Source organism: Streptomyces sp. NPDC059743, from assembly GCF_042732975.1.
Lineage (GTDB): Bacteria > Actinomycetota > Actinomycetes > Streptomycetales > Streptomycetaceae > Streptomyces.
Genome location: NZ_JBHWGS010000017.1, coordinates 99,085 through 112,948, shown reverse-complemented (window position 1 = coordinate 112,948; position 13,864 = coordinate 99,085). Strand labels below are relative to the sequence as shown.

The window sequence follows — 13,864 nt, the reverse complement described above, 5'->3', positions numbered from 1 at the left end:
GCCCCCACCGGCCGCGCCGGAAACGCCGGAGGCCGGTCAGGGCGTGTCGCCCTGCCAGTCCCAGCGCTCCGGATCGGCGGGCCTGGGCCCGTACAGGGCATGGCCGCCAGCGCCGTACGAACCTATCTCGGTGTCCAGCGCGGCACCTTCCGCGAGCCGCCGGTCGGTCCAGCCGGTGACATCCAGCAGCAGACCGTCCAGCGGCCCGGCGACCAGCTCCCGGTAGACATGGCCGGGCCGCGGTCCCGGGTCCGGGTCGTCGTGGTCGGCTCCGTACACCCGGCGCCGCCGTAGCAGTTCGTCCATGGCAAGCAGCATCGCACCCGCCACTGACAATCCTCCTGGCGGTCGCCGTCAGACGGCCAGTTCCGCGACCGCTTCCAGCAGCCGGTCGACATCGGAGCGGTCGTTGTAGTGCACGAGCCCGGCACGGACCGCGCCGCCGGTCTCCCGCAGTCCCAGGGCCTCGGTCAGCTCCCAGGCGTAGCAGTGGCCGTCCCACACATTGACCCGACGGGCCGCGAGATGCTCGGCGACCTCCCTCGGCGTATGTCCGGCCACCCGGAAGTAGGCGGTCGCGGTGCGCCGCGCGGGCTTTCCGTAGAGCGTGACGCGGGGCAGCTCCTCCAGCCCGCGCAGCATCACCCCGAACAGCTCACGCTCGGCCGACTCCACCGCGCCCATCGAGACGAGCAGCCGCTCGCGCCGGCTGCCCGCGCCCGGTCCGGCCAGGGCGGCCAGATGGTCGACGGCGGCGGTGACTCCGGCCAGATCCGCGAAGGGCGGAGTCCCGGTCTCGAAGCGCAGCGGCACGGTGCCGGGCGAGCAGGCCAGCCGGTCCGGGTGCAGTGTGCCGAGCAGCGCCGGGTCCGCGGCGACCGCGCCGATGTGCGGGCCGGACCACTTGTAGGCGCTGGTGGCGTAGAAGTCCGCGCCCAGCGCGCCGGCATCGACCGGGCCGTGCGGAGTGGCGTGCACCCCGTCGACATAGGTCAGGGCGCCGACCGCGTGCGCCTTGGCGGTGATGGCCGCGACATCGGGACGGGTGCCGAGGATATTGCTGGCCGCCGTCACCGCCACCAGCCGGGTGCGTTCGCCGAGCAGCGTGTCGTACTGCTCCACCGGCAGCTCGCCCGTCGCCGGATCGGCCTCGGCCCACCGTACGACCGCGCCCGCGCGGGCCGCGGCCTGTATCCACGGGCGGATGTTCGCGTCGTGGTCGAGCCGCGAGACCACGATCTCGTCACCGGGCCGCCAGGTGGCGGCAAGGGTCTGGGAGAAGCGGTAGACGAGCGAGGTGGTGTTCTGGCCCAGGACGATGCCCTCCGGGACTCCGCCGACCAGATCGGCGACGGCACGGCGGCACTCCGCGACGATCTCTCCCGAGTACCGGCTGGCGGCGAAGGTGCCGCCCGCGTTGCCCATCCCGGTCCGGTACGCGTCCGTGATCGCGTCGATGACCACGGCCGGCACCTGGGTGCCCGCCGCGCCGTCGAGATAGGCCGTTCCGTCGCCGAGCGCGGGATAGGCCGCACGTACCGTTGCCACGTCGAAGGTCATCGCCGGTGACTCCTCTCGCTGGTTCCTCGCGGACTCTCGTGCCGGATCCGGCCGCTCCTCGTCGATCACTGGTGCGACGCTGGAGCATATCTCTGCCCACCGACACCTCCTTCAGGCCTGGTCGGGTACGCAGAAGCGGGCTCAGACCACACCGAACTCGCGGGCCCGTGTGACCGCCTCGGCCAGGCCATGGGCCATCGGCTCACCATGGCCCGGCAGAAGCGTCAGATCGCCGTCGTGCTCGGTGAGTTCGGTCAGCCGGTCGAGCGAGGCGAGCGCGGCGGCGCTGTCATGGGTGAAGGCCCGGCAGATCAGCCGGGGGCCACGGGCACCGGTGAGACCGTCGTGGGTGATGAGCGCGTCGCCCGTGAAGACGGCGCCGTGCCGGGGGAAGAAGTACGCGGTGCTCCCCGGGGTGTGGCCCGGCAGTGGCACCGCTTCCGGCGAACCGGGAACACGGCTCAGTACGAGACGTCTGTCGAAGGTGTCCGGCTCACGCACCGGCTCCGGGCTGAAACCTCCCTGGAGGGCGAGCCGGAGAGGCAGCACCAGGGCCGAGGGACGGCGCAACAGATACGGCACGATGGAGCGCTCCGGCTTGGCGGCGGCTCGTGCCGGACGGTCGGCGGCGAGTGTGGGCGCGTCCGCGCGATGCGTCCACACCGACGCTCCCGCCTCGCGGTGGAGCCTGGCCGCGAGACCGAGGTGATCGATATGGGCATGCGTGAGCAGCACCGCCTTGATGTCGCCGACGGCCGCGCCCAGTCCGGCGAGCGCGTCGGACAGCATCTGCCAGTGCCCGGGCAGTCCGGCGTCCACGAGGACCAGTCCGTCCGGCTCCTCGACCACATAGAAATTGACGACGCTGTCACCGAGGCGATGGACGCCCGGCGGGCACGGTGAGGTCTGCTCCATGGATGCTCCCAGGTGTTTCGACCGGCTGCGGCGGCCGGGCCATTTTCGATAGAATCAACTATACCGAAATCACGGGAGGCAGGGCTCATGACCGGACCGGACCGGCCGCGGCGCGGCTACGACAGCAGCGGGCGGCAGGCGGCGGCGGCACGCAACCGCGCCGCGATCCTCGACGCCTGCCGGGAATCGCTGCTGCGGGACGGTTACCGCGCCACCTCGGTCCAGGCCGTCGCCCGGCGCGCGGGCGTCTCCGTACCGACGGTGTACAAGGTGTTCGGCAGCAAGCAGGAACTGGTGAAGGCCGTCTACGACACCACCCTGGCGCAGGACGACGAACCGGTGCCCATGCACGCACGGCCGGAGCTGCGCGCCGTACTCGCGGAGACCGACCCGGTCGAGAAGCTCGCCGGTTACGCACGGTTCGTGGCGGGCGTCCACGAGCGGCTGGCCGCCCTGACGGCCGTCCTGTCCGCGGCCGATCCGGAGCTGGCCGAGCTGGCCGCCGTCACCGACCGGGAACGACGGACCGGCACCGGAGCGTTCGTCGACCACCTCTCGACGGCCGGGATGCTGCGTCCCGGTCTGGATCCGGTCCGGGCGGCGGACTCCTGCTGGCTGCTGACCTCTCCTCAGGTCCATGAACGCCTGACCCGCGAGCGCGGCTGGACCGCGTCCGAGTACCGGCAGTGGCTCGCCCAGATGCTCACGGCGGCGCTGCTGCCCTGACACGGCGCGGAGCGCACCGCGCACAGCCGGCCTCAGCGACCGGCCTCAAGTGACCTGCGTCACGGTTTCCACCACCTTGTCTACCGACCGAACATTCGGTTAGCGTCGGCCTGGTCAAGAAATCAAGCATCGTCATCGCCTGTCAACCATTCGCCTGTCAACCAGCGGCTCCGGCCATCCGGCCGCCCACCCGACCGCCGAGGAGCGCATCGATGTCCGACGAGGTCTATCTGATCGACGGGGCCCGCACCCCGCAGGGCCGCTACGGCGGCGCCCTGGCCACCGTACGGCCCGACGATCTGGCGGCCCTGGTGGTCGGTGAGGCCGTCCTGCGCTCCGGGATTCCGGGCGAGGCCGTGGACGAGGTGATCCTCGGCGCCGCCAACCAGGCCGGCGAGGACAACCGCGATGTGGCGAGGATGGCCGTCCTGCTGGCCGGGCTGCCGCACACCGTGCCCGGTTACACCGTCAACCGGCTCTGCGCCTCGGGCCTGACCGCCGTTGCCTCCGCCGCGCAGACGATCCGCTCGGGTGAGGCCGAGCTGATCGTCGCGGGTGGTGTCGAGTCGATGACCCGCGCTCCGTGGGTGATGGCGAAGCCCGGCACACCATGGGCCAAGCCGGGCGAGACGCACGACACCTCGCTGGGCTGGCGCTTCACCAATCCGCGCTTCACCGCCGCCGACCGTGCCGTGCCCGCCGGCGCCGGGCCCGACGCGGTGAAGGTGACCTTGTCGATGGGCGAGACCGCGGAGGAGGTGGCGGCCCTGGACGGCATCACACGCGCCGAGTCCGACGCCTTCGCGCTGCGCAGCCACCGGCGGGCCGTCGCCGCCCAGGAGGCGGGCCGCTTCGACCGCGAGATCGTGCCGGTTCCCGTCAAGGGCGGCGAGGTGACCGCCGACGAGGGCCCGCGCCCTGGTACGACACCGGAGAAGCTCGCCGCGCTGCGTACGCTCTTCCGCGAGGACGGCATCGTCACCGCGGGCTCCTCCTCACCGCTCTCCGACGGCGCGGCGGCCCTGGTCGTGGCGAGCGCGGCGGCCGTCGAGCGGTACGGACTCACTCCCCGGGCCCGGATCGTCACCTCCGCGTCGGCGGGCGTCCAGGCCAACCTCATGGGTCTCGGCCCGGTGCCCGCCACGGAGAAGGCCCTCGCCCGCGCCGGCTGGGAGACCGGCGAGCTGGGCGCGGTCGAGCTGAACGAGGCCTTCGCCGCACAGGCTCTCGCCGTCATACGGCGGCTGAAGCTGGACGAGGAGCGGGTCAACACGGACGGCGGCGCCATCGCGCTGGGCCATCCGCTCGGCTGCTCCGGCGCCCGTATCCTGCTCACTCTGCTCGGACGGCTGGAGCGCGAGGACGTCCGCCGGGGCCTGGCCACTCTGTGCGTGGGCGTCGGCCAGGGCGTGGCCATGCTCGTGGAGCGGGTGTGAGCGGCGCTGCCACTCCTGACCGGGCTTACGCCACCCTTGACCGGACTCGTGCCACCCCTGACCGGGCTCGTGCCCATCCTGACGTCCAGGCTTGCGCCCCTCTTGGCGGGGCTTGTGCGTGCGCAGTAGACTCATCTCACTACATACCGAACGAACGGTCGGTTGGGAAGCTGGTATCGATGACCACGACAGACTCCGCCTCGTCCGTCGCCGCCTCGTCCGTCACCACCGTCACCGGTCCGGCCGAGCCGCGCCTCCAGGCGCATTTCGACGCGACCATCGAGCGGGATCAGCGGATCGAACCGCGCGACTGGATGCCCGACGGCTATCGCAAGACGCTGATCAGGCAGATCGCGCAGCACGCGCACTCGGAGATCATCGGCATGCAGCCGGAGGGCGAGTGGATCACCCGGGCTCCGTCGCTGCGCCGTAAGGCCATCCTCTTCGCCAAGGTCCAGGACGAGGCGGGACACGGCCTCTATCTGTACTCCGCGGCCGAGACGCTGGGAGCCGACCGCGCGGATCTGACCGAGCGGCTGATCGAAGGGCGCCAGAAGTACTCCTCGATCTTCAACTACCCGACGCCCAGCTTCGCCGATGTCGGAGTGATCGGCTGGTTCGTGGACGGCGCGGCGATCTGCAACCAGGTTCCGCTGTGCCGCAGTTCGTACGGTCCGTACGCGCGCGCCATGGTGCGGATCTGCAAGGAGGAGTCCTTCCATCAGCGGCAGGGCTATGAGCTGCTGATGACGATGATGCGCGGTACGGACGCCCAGCGCGCGATGGTGCAGGACGCGGTCGACCGCTGGTGGTGGCCGTCGCTGATGATGTTCGGGCCGCCCGACGGCGACTCGCCCAACTCCGCGGCCTCGATGGCCTGGAAGATCAAGCGGCACAGCAATGACGAGCTGCGTCAGCGGTTCGTCGACATGACCGTGCCGCAGGCCGAGAAGCTCGGTGTCACGCTCCCCGACCCGGAGCTGCGCTGGAACGAGGAGCGCGGGCGCCATGACTTCGGCACGCCCGACTGGTCCGAGCTCCAGCGGGTGATCCGCGGCGACGGACCGTGCAACAGCGAACGTGTCGCACGGCGGCGGACAGCACACGAGGAGGGCGCCTGGGTCCGTGCGGCGGCGACCGCCCACGCGGCCAGGCAGGCCGCCCGGAGCGAGGAAGAGGCAGCGGCATGAGCGGCACCGAGGAGAGTACGGCACAGAGCACGAGCGGCACGGCGGAGAGCGCGAGGGAATGGCCGCTGTACGAGGTGTTCGTACGCGGCAAGCGCGGTCTCAACCATGTCCACGTCGGCTCGCTGCACGCCGCCGACGACGCCATGGCGCTCACCCACGCCCGCGATCTGTACACCCGGCGCAACGAGGGCGTCAGCATCTGGGTCGTCCGCTCGCAGCACATCGCGGCCTCCACGCGCGACGAGAAGGATCCCTTCTTCGCGCCGAGCGCGGACAAGGTCTACCGCCATCCCACCTTCTACGACATCCCCGACGATGTCCCCCATATCTAGGAGCCGGGCATGAGCGCATCCAGGAGCCGGACATGAGCGACGATCATGTCTATCTCTCCCTGGCCGAGGGACATGACGACGATGCCCGCTGGGCGTTCGGCACCGGATTCAAGGATCCGTTGCACGGTGTGGACACGACCGTGCCGGACGGTGTCGACGCGCGGGAGCTGACCGTGCAATGTCTCGCCCTCGCCGACGACGCCCTGGTCGGCGCGCAGCGCCTCGCGGAGTGGTGCACGCGCGCGCCGGAGCTGGAGGAGGAGGTGGCCCTGGCCAATATCGGACTCGATCTGCTCGGCCAGGCCCGACTGCTCTACGCACGGGCGGGACAGGTGGACGGCACCGGACGCGACGAGGACGCGTACGCCTACTTCCGGGACGCCGACGACTTCCGCAATGTACGACTCGCCGAACTGCCCAACGGTGACTTCGCCTTCTCGACCGTGCGGCTGCTCGTACTGTCCTGCTGGCGGCTGGCGGTGTTCGGACGGCTGGCGACGGCGGCGAAGGATCCGGTGCTGGCGGCCGTCGCGGCCAAGGGCGTCAACGAGCTCGCCTACCACCGCCAGTTCGCCGCCGACTGGACGCTGCGGCTCGGTGACGGGACAGAGGAGTCGCACCGCCGTATGGTCGCGGCGCTGCGTGAGATCGCGCCGTACCTCGGTGAACTCCTCGACGCCGAACCGGGGTTCGGTATCGACGCGGTGTCCGTACGGGACGAGGCGACGGAAGTGCTCGGCCAGGTCCTCGACGCCGCCGGGCTCACGCTTCCCGACGGCGGCGCCCTGGCCGGCAGCGGCCGGTACGGCGACCACACCGTCCATCTGGCGCCGCTGCTGGCGGAGTTGCAGAGCGTGGCGCGTGCCCATCCGGAGGCGACATGGTGACCGCGCACTCCTCCCTCGCCTCTCTCACGGCGCAGCGGGCGCGTCGGGTCGCCGAGTGCGTCCCGGATCCCGAGCTGCCCATGCTGACGCTCGCCGATCTGGGTGTCCTGCGAAGTGTCGAGGTCACGGCCGACGGCACGGTCGTCGCGAGCCTGACGCCGACCTACTCGGGCTGCCCTGCGATGGCGGAGATGCGCGCCGATGTGGCGTCGCGGCTGCGGGCGGCCGGATTCGCACGGGTGGAGATCAGAACGGAGCTCGATCCGCCGTGGACCACGGAGTGGATCACTCCTGCGGGCCGCCGCAAGCTCGGCGAGCACGGCATCGCGCCGCCCGGTCCGGTGCGCCGACGGCCCGCCGGGCCCGTCCCGCTGGAGCTGTCGGTCACACGGCGGGCGGTGGCCTGCCCGCGCTGCGGTTCGGCCGACACCGAGGAGACATCGCGTTTCGCCTCCACCTCGTGCAAGGCGCTGTGGCGCTGCCGCGCCTGTCTGGAACCGTTCGAGTACGTCAAGGAGATCTGATGGCCCCGACCACCGCCGCGACAGGGACCGGGACCGGCGCGGGAAGCGCGACCGGCGGCGCGACCGCGCGCACGCGTCGCCGGCCGGCCTTCCACCGGCTGCGGGTATCCGCGGTCGAGCGGCTGTGCGAGGACGCCGCGGCGATCGCCTTCGACATCCCGGAGGAGCTGACCGCGGAGTTCGCCCACCGGGCCGGCCAGTGCCTCACCCTGCGCCGGGAGATCGAGGGACGGGACGAGCGCCGCTCGTACTCCATCTGCTCCCCCGAGGGCACACCGCCGCGGATCGGTGTCCGGATGGTTCCCGGCGGGCTCTTCTCCTCCTGGCTGGTGCACGACATCCGTCCCGGGGACACCGTCGAAGTGATGGCGCCCACCGGCTCCTTCACTCCCGACCTCACCACGCCCGGCCACCATGTCCTGGTCGCCGCGGGCTCCGGTATCACCCCGATGCTGTCGATCGCCGAGTCGGTCCTCGCCGCCGACAGCCGCTCGCGCGTCACGCTCTTCTACGGGAACCGGCGTACGGACACGGTGATGTTCGCCGACGAACTGGCGGATCTGAAGGACCTCCATCCCGCCCGGCTCCAGCTCGGACATGTGCTCTCCCGCGAGCCACGCGAGGCCGAACTGCTGTCGGGCCGCCTCGACGCGGAGCGGCTGACCGCGCTCATCGACGGACTGGTGGACGTCCCGGCGACGGACCACTGGTGGCTGTGCGGTCCGCACCTGATGGTCCAGGAGGCCCAGCGGCTCCTCGCGGAGCTGGGCGTACCGTCCGACCGGGTGCACCGGGAGCTGTTCTACGCCGACGACCAGCCCGTACGGTCGGTCCGTCACGAGGACGCGGCGGTGGCCGGTCCCGTCAGCCAGGTCACCATCACCCTCGACGGCCGCACCACCACCTCCGCACTCCCACGCGGCACCGCCCTGCTCGACGCCGCCCAACGCACCCGTCCCGATCTGCCGTTCGCCTGCAAGGGAGGCGTCTGCGGCACCTGCCGCGCCCGTATCACACAGGGCGAGGGCGACATGCGCCGCAACTTCGCGCTGGAGGAGTCCGAAGTGGCCGAGGGATATGTCCTGACCTGCCAGACCTTCGCAGTCTCCGAGACCTTGGCGGTCGACTTCGACAGCTAGCGCACGGTGCGGTGCGGCGTTCGAACTGCTGACTGATGAATTGCAAAATTCTTCAATTCACTACATGCTGTGGTCGTTGTGCCGTAGCGGCCCCGGTGGTCCGGGGTGCGCCAAGGGATGAGGAGAGGCCGCGACCGTGCCGGTTCCGCTGTATCAGGTGAAGGCCGAGTTCTTCCGCATGCTGGGGCATCCGGTCCGGATCCGGGTGCTGGAGCTGTTGCAGGACGGGCCGATGCCCGTACGGGATCTGCTCACGGCGACGGGGATCGAACCGTCGAGTCTCTCCCAGCAGCTCGCGGTGCTGCGCCGCTCCGGCATCGTGACGGCCACCCGCGAGGGCCCGACCGTGGTGTACGAACTGACCGGCGGCGATGTGGCGGAGCTGATGCGGGCCGCCCGGCGGATCCTGACCGAGATGCTCGCCGGGCAGAACGAGCTGCTGGAGGAGTTGCGGGAGCGGGAGGAGCCTCGGGAAGCCGAGGTCTCCGCGCGGTGAGTGTGCGTATGTCACCGGCCCGGCCCTGGCGCCGGGTCCGTTCCCTTCTGCCCGTCCGGGCCGACTTCGCGGCCATGGGCCGTCACCCTCGCCGGGATCTGCTGGCCGGCCTGACCGTCGCCATCGTGGCGCTGCCGCTCGCCCTGGGCTTCGGAGTGTCCTCCGGGCTCGGCGCGGCGGCCGGTCTGGCGACCGCCGTGGTGGCGGGCGCCCTGGCCGCGCTGTTCGGCGGCTCGAACCTCCAGGTCTCCGGGCCGACGGGAGCGATGACGGTCGTACTGGTGCCGATCGTCGCCCAGTACGGCCCGGGCGGTGTGCTGACGGTCGGGCTGATGGCCGGTGTCCTGCTGATCGCGCTCGCCCTGCTGCGCGCCGGACGGTACATGCGCTACGTCCCCGCGCCGGTGGTGGAGGGCTTCACCCTCGGCATCGCCTGTGTGATCGGTCTCCAGCAGATCCCCAGCGCGCTGGGCGTGGCGAAGCCGGAGGGCGACAAGGTCCTGGTGGTGGCCTGGCGGGCGGCCGAGGAATTCGTACGTACCCCGAACTGGACCGCCCTGGCCATCGCCCTCGCCGTGGCGACCGCGATGCTGCTCGGTGCGCGATGGCGGCCCACCGTCCCGTTCTCCGTCGTCGCGGTGATCACCGCGACCGTCGTCGTACAGCTCTGCCACCTCGACACCGCTCCGATCGGCGCCCTGCCGTCCGGGCTGCCCGCACCGTCCCTCGGCTTCCTCGATCTCTCCGCGCTCGGTTCGCTGCTGGCCCCGGCGGTGGCGGTCGCGGCGCTCGCGGCCCTGGAGTCCCTGCTGTCGGCCACGGTCGCGGACGGCATGACGGTCGGTCAGAAACACGATCCGGACAGAGAGCTGTTCGGGCAGGGCCTGGCGAATCTGGCCGCTCCGCTGTTCGGTGGCGTTCCGGCGACGGCCGCGATCGCCCGTACCGCCGTCAATGTCCGTACGGGCGCGTCCTCCCGGCTGGCCGCGCTCACGCATGCCGCCGTCCTCGCCGTGATCGTCTTCGCCGCCGCCCCGCTGGTCGCGAAGATCCCTCTGGCCGCGCTGGCCGGAGTACTGCTGGCGACGGCGATCCGTATGGTCGAGGTCGGCGCGCTCCGGGCGATGGTCCGCGCCACCCGCTCGGACGCGACCGTACTCGTCCTGACCGCGGCGGCCACTCTCGCGCTCGACCTCGTCCTCGCCGTGATCATCGGGCTGGTGGTGGCCGGCGCCCTGGCGCTGCGGGCGGTGGCCCGGCAGGCCCGGATGGATCAGGTGGACTTCCGGCCCGATCTGCCGGGCGAGCACAGCGACGAGGAGCACGCGCTGCTCACCGAGCACATCGTCGCCTACCGGATCGACGGACCGCTGTTCTTCGCGGGCGCCCACCGCTTTCTGCTGGAGCTGAGCGAGGTCGCCGACGTACGGGTGGTCATCCTGCGGATGTCGCGCGTATCGACGGTGGACGCCACCGGCGCGCTGGTCCTCAAGGACGCGGTGGAGAAACTGAACCGGCGCGGCATCGCCGTCATGACCTCGGGTATACGGCCAGGTCAGCGCCGCGCACTCGACTCCGTCGGAGCCCTGGAACTGCTCCGGCGGGAAGGGCGGGAGTACGCCACCACACCCGAGGCCATCGCCGGGGCCCGCGCCCATCTGCGCAGCGCCGGACTGCTGCCTGCCCTCCCGGGCCCGCCCGCCGTCCCGGGACCGGCCGTAATTTCCGGCCCGCCCACCGTCCTGGGCCAGTCCGCCGTTCCCGGCCCGGCCGTGGTTCCCGGCCTGCCCGCTGCCCACGCCGAGGAGGCGTCACGATGACCGTCCCCGTCGCCCGCCGTATGGTCGAGGTCTCCGGCACGGAGGCCCTGTGGCTGCTCGAAGGCGCCGTCCACGGGCGGCTGGTGTATGTCCAGCGGGAGAACGCCGTGGTCCGTCCGGCGGTGCATGTCCTGGAGTACGGCCGGCTGATCGTCCGTACGCCCGCCCAGCCGGTGGCGCTGTCCGGACGGGCCTCGCTGACGTACCACGCGGACGAGATCCGTACAGCGAGCGGCACCGGCTGGACCGTCACCGCCACGGGACCGGCCAAGATCATCACCGACCCGGACGAGGCGGGCCACTACCGTCGCACACTGCCCGGCTGGGCCCACGGCCCGCACGACACGCTCCTGCGCGTCCAGCCGCAGACCGTCACCGGCTTCCGTCTCGTCCACCCGGGGGCCCGGTGATCACACGGCTCGACACCCTGCCCCACCGGCATGTACTGACCTTGCCCGCCATGGGAAAGGCGGTACGGCTGGCACGTGAGACCACCGAGCTGGTGCTGGCCGAATGGGGCATCAGCCACCGGCATCCGAGCGTGGATCCGGCGCTGCTGATCCTGAGCGAGCTGGTCACCAACAGCGTGCGGCACGCCGCCGTCTGCTCCCCGAATGTCACCGTCATCTACGCGGCCGGGCCGGACACGCTCGCGTTCGCCGTCCACGACCGCCATCCCTATCAGCCCGCCCTGTACGCGTCGGTCACCGGAGCCGGGAGCGGCGGGCTGGCCACCGTGGTCGAACTCACGCTCGGCCTCGGCGGGACCGCGGTCGTACGCGGCGACGCGGACGGCCGGGGCAAGAGCATCTGGATCACCCTGCCTCTGTAGGCCCCGTCTTGCTGGTCTTGGCAATTCCGAAGGTCATCAGTTCGGCGCGAAGGCGCGAGGATGGGCCCATGACGATGAGTTCTGGATGCGTGCGACGCCCTGGACGTGCACGATGAGCGCGCCGCTGTACCAGTTGAAGGCGGAGTTCTTCAAGACGCTGGGACACCCTGTCCGCATCCGTGTGCTGGAGCTGCTGAGCGAACGCGAGCACGCGGTCTCCGAGATGCTGCCCGAGGTCGGAGTCGAACCGTCGCATCTGTCGCAGCAACTGGCCGTCCTGCGCCGTGCCAATCTCGTCACCACACGCCGGGAGGGCTCAGCCGTCTACTACGCGCTGGCCAACCCGAATGTCGCGGAGCTGCTCAAGGTGGCGCGGACGATCCTGTCCGGGCTGCTGACGGGCCAGGCCGAGCTGCTGGCCGATCTGCGCGCCGCCGAACCGAACAGCGCGGCCCGGCGACGCGGGATGTCATAGCCCCGGGACGCATAGCCCCCGGGACGTCCCGGATGTCGTAGCCCCAGTACCGCCTGCCCGAGCACGGTTGGCGCGTCGACGGCCCCTGGAGCTAGCCTTGACCACGAGGCGCTCCGAGGAGTGCCGCGCGGCGGTGGGGCCCGCCGTACCCGAACCGCGGTGACAGGCCGCCAACGGTCCCTACTTGCGAAGGAGCGCGCCCGGATCCGGGCGCCGAGCGAGTAGGAGAAGCATGGTGGTGCGAGTTCCCCGGAGCCGTGCGATGGAAGAGCCCGCCGATCGGTCCGGCCGTCCCGATGCCGATCCCGATGTCGATCTTTCCGTCCCCGGGCGGCGTCCGGCGCGCCCGCGGGTGCCCTGGCCGGTGGTGGCTGTCGTGGCGCTCGGCGCGATGTGCGGCGCGGCGGCCCGGTACGGCGCTTCGCTGCTGTGGCCGACGGCCACGGGCGGCTTTCCCTGGACGACGTTCGCCGTCAATGTCAGCGGCTGTGCGCTGATCGGTGTGTTCATGGTGGTGATCACCGAGGTCTGGACGGCGCACCGGCTGATCCGTCCGTTCGTCGGCACCGGTGTACTGGGCGGATTCACCACGTTCTCCACCTATGCGGTGGACATCGAGCGGCTGGTGGATGCCGGCCGGGCCCGTACGGGGATGGCCTATCTGGGACTGACGCTGCTCGCGGCTCTCGCGGCGGTGTGGGCCGCGGTGTGGGTGACACGCCGCGTCGTGGCGTGGAGGCAGGCATGACGAAGCTGGCGGGCACGGCCCTGCGGATGACCATCCTCGTCGGGGAATCGGATCTCTGGCACCACCGGCCTCTCTATACGGAGATCGTGCACCGGGCGCACGCGGCGGGGCTGGCGGGAGCAAGCGTCTTCCGCGGTGTCGAAGGGTACGGCGCGTCGTCGCTGATCCATACGCAGCGGCTGCTGTCGCTGAGCGAGGATCTGCCGATGGCGGTGGTGATCGTGGACGCCGGGGAGAAGATCCGGGCGTTTCTGCCGCAGCTAGACGAACTGGTCGGGGAGGGCTTGGTCGTCCTCGACGGCTGCGAGGTCATCCGGTACACGGAACGCGAGGAGGACCGGTGAACTGGCTTCTGGTCCTGGCCGGGGCGGCGGTCGGCGGACCGTTGCGGTATCTGACGGACCGGGCGGTGCAGGCCCGGCACGACACCGTCTTCCCATGGGGAACGTTCACGGTCAATGTGGTGGGATGTCTGGTCCTCGGGCTGCTGACAGGCGCCGTCGCGGCGGGAGCGGCGTCCTCCTCAGTGCAGTTGCTCATCGGGACAGGGCTCTGCGGGGCACTCACGACATACTCCACATTCAGTTACGAGACGCTGCGGCTGGCCGAGGACGGCGCCAAGTTCTACGCGGCTGCCAATGTCATCGCGAGCGTGATCGCCGGGCTCGGCGCGGCCTTCGTGGGTACCGCCGTCGCCGGGGCGCTGTGGGCGTGAGCCGCCGTACGGGACGGGGGCCCACGACGGGCCACGGGTCCGGCCAAGGGCAGGCTGCCGTGGCCGGCC

At 71.3% G+C, this 13,864-nt stretch carries 18 protein-coding genes; 15 read left to right on the top strand and 3 right to left on the bottom strand.

Annotation, left to right across the window (positions count from 1 at the left end; genetic code table 11):
• Nucleotides 1–36 precede the first annotated feature (36 nt).
• From ACFV6H_RS28320 to ACFV6H_RS28310, 3 genes are all read right to left on the bottom strand, one after another.
• A complete protein-coding gene (locus ACFV6H_RS28320) occupies nt 37–306 on the bottom strand; it encodes a hypothetical protein (protein WP_384781264.1) in 270 nt (89 codons plus the stop codon).
• Nucleotides 307–354: 48 nt separating this feature from the next.
• Nucleotides 355–1,560, bottom strand: coding sequence for a cysteine desulfurase-like protein (locus ACFV6H_RS28315; RefSeq protein ID WP_385547499.1), 1,206 nt, complete (start codon nt 1,558–1,560; stop codon nt 355–357).
• Nucleotides 1,561–1,701: 141 nt separating this feature from the next.
• Nucleotides 1,702–2,475, bottom strand: coding sequence for an MBL fold metallo-hydrolase (locus ACFV6H_RS28310; RefSeq protein ID WP_385547496.1), 774 nt, complete (start codon nt 2,473–2,475; stop codon nt 1,702–1,704).
• An 87-nt stretch (nt 2,476–2,562) separates the two neighbouring features.
• Here ACFV6H_RS28310 and ACFV6H_RS28305 point away from each other — a divergent pair, with 87 nt between their 5' ends.
• The 15 genes from ACFV6H_RS28305 to crcB (ACFV6H_RS28235) all read left to right on the top strand — a co-directional run bounded on the left by ACFV6H_RS28305 (nt 2,563) and on the right by crcB (ACFV6H_RS28235) (nt 13,795).
• Nucleotides 2,563–3,201, top strand: coding sequence for a TetR/AcrR family transcriptional regulator (locus ACFV6H_RS28305; RefSeq protein ID WP_385547493.1), 639 nt, complete (start codon nt 2,563–2,565; stop codon nt 3,199–3,201).
• A 212-nt stretch (nt 3,202–3,413) separates the two neighbouring features.
• Nucleotides 3,414–4,637: a thiolase family protein gene (locus ACFV6H_RS28300; RefSeq protein ID WP_385547490.1), complete on the top strand. Its 1,224-nt coding sequence runs from the start codon at nt 3,414–3,416 to the stop codon at nt 4,635–4,637.
• 179 nt (nt 4,638–4,816) lie between these two features.
• Nucleotides 4,817–5,827, top strand: a complete 1,011-nt coding sequence (gene paaA, locus ACFV6H_RS28295) for a 1,2-phenylacetyl-CoA epoxidase subunit PaaA (protein WP_385547488.1) — start codon at nt 4,817–4,819, stop codon at nt 5,825–5,827.
• A complete protein-coding gene (gene paaB, locus ACFV6H_RS28290; RefSeq protein WP_385547485.1) occupies nt 5,824–6,159 on the top strand; it encodes a 1,2-phenylacetyl-CoA epoxidase subunit PaaB in 336 nt (111 codons plus the stop codon). Before paaA ends, paaB begins: the two co-directional genes overlap by 4 nt.
• Before the next feature lie 32 nt (nt 6,160–6,191).
• Complete coding sequence (paaC, locus tag ACFV6H_RS28285) at nt 6,192–7,046, top strand: 1,2-phenylacetyl-CoA epoxidase subunit PaaC (protein ID WP_385547482.1); 855 nt, start codon at nt 6,192–6,194, stop codon at nt 7,044–7,046.
• Nucleotides 7,040–7,570: a 1,2-phenylacetyl-CoA epoxidase subunit PaaD gene (gene paaD, locus ACFV6H_RS28280; RefSeq protein ID WP_384984776.1), complete on the top strand. Its 531-nt coding sequence runs from the start codon at nt 7,040–7,042 to the stop codon at nt 7,568–7,570. The genes paaC and paaD overlap by 7 nt, the downstream gene beginning before the upstream one ends.
• On the top strand, nt 7,570–8,709 hold the full coding sequence (gene paaE, locus ACFV6H_RS28275) for a 1,2-phenylacetyl-CoA epoxidase subunit PaaE (RefSeq protein ID WP_385547479.1): 1,140 nt from the start codon (nt 7,570–7,572) through the stop codon (nt 8,707–8,709). The genes paaD and paaE overlap by 1 nt, the downstream gene beginning before the upstream one ends.
• 136 nt (nt 8,710–8,845) lie before the next feature.
• Nucleotides 8,846–9,205, top strand: a complete 360-nt coding sequence (locus ACFV6H_RS28270; RefSeq protein ID WP_385547476.1) for an ArsR/SmtB family transcription factor — start codon at nt 8,846–8,848, stop codon at nt 9,203–9,205.
• A gap of 8 nt (nt 9,206–9,213) precedes the next feature.
• A complete protein-coding gene (locus ACFV6H_RS28265; RefSeq protein WP_385547735.1) occupies nt 9,214–11,025 on the top strand; it encodes a SulP family inorganic anion transporter in 1,812 nt (603 codons plus the stop codon).
• Nucleotides 11,022–11,435 carry a pyridoxamine 5'-phosphate oxidase family protein gene (locus tag ACFV6H_RS28260; protein WP_385547473.1) on the top strand — a complete coding sequence of 138 codons (414 nt, stop codon included), beginning with the start codon at nt 11,022–11,024 and terminating at the stop codon, nt 11,433–11,435. The genes ACFV6H_RS28265 and ACFV6H_RS28260 overlap by 4 nt, the downstream gene beginning before the upstream one ends.
• Nucleotides 11,432–11,857, top strand: a complete 426-nt coding sequence (locus ACFV6H_RS28255; RefSeq protein WP_384780936.1) for an ATP-binding protein — start codon at nt 11,432–11,434, stop codon at nt 11,855–11,857. Before ACFV6H_RS28260 ends, ACFV6H_RS28255 begins: the two co-directional genes overlap by 4 nt.
• Before the next feature lie 112 nt (nt 11,858–11,969).
• Entirely contained in the window at nt 11,970–12,332 is a 363-nt protein-coding gene (locus ACFV6H_RS28250) for an ArsR/SmtB family transcription factor (RefSeq protein ID WP_385547732.1), read from the top strand.
• Nucleotides 12,333–12,594: 262 nt separating this feature from the next.
• Nucleotides 12,595–13,080 (top strand): fluoride efflux transporter CrcB, encoded by a 486-nt coding sequence (gene crcB / locus ACFV6H_RS28245; protein ID WP_385547468.1) that lies wholly within the window; start codon nt 12,595–12,597, stop codon nt 13,078–13,080.
• Nucleotides 13,077–13,424 carry a DUF190 domain-containing protein gene (locus tag ACFV6H_RS28240; RefSeq protein ID WP_384780942.1) on the top strand — a complete coding sequence of 116 codons (348 nt, stop codon included), beginning with the start codon at nt 13,077–13,079 and terminating at the stop codon, nt 13,422–13,424. Before crcB (ACFV6H_RS28245) ends, ACFV6H_RS28240 begins: the two co-directional genes overlap by 4 nt.
• The gene (crcB, locus tag ACFV6H_RS28235) at nt 13,421–13,795 is read left to right on the top strand and encodes a fluoride efflux transporter CrcB (RefSeq protein ID WP_385547465.1); all 375 of its coding nucleotides are present in this window, start codon (nt 13,421–13,423) and stop codon (nt 13,793–13,795) included. The genes ACFV6H_RS28240 and crcB (ACFV6H_RS28235) overlap by 4 nt, the downstream gene beginning before the upstream one ends.
• Nucleotides 13,796–13,864: the final 69 nt, after the last annotated feature.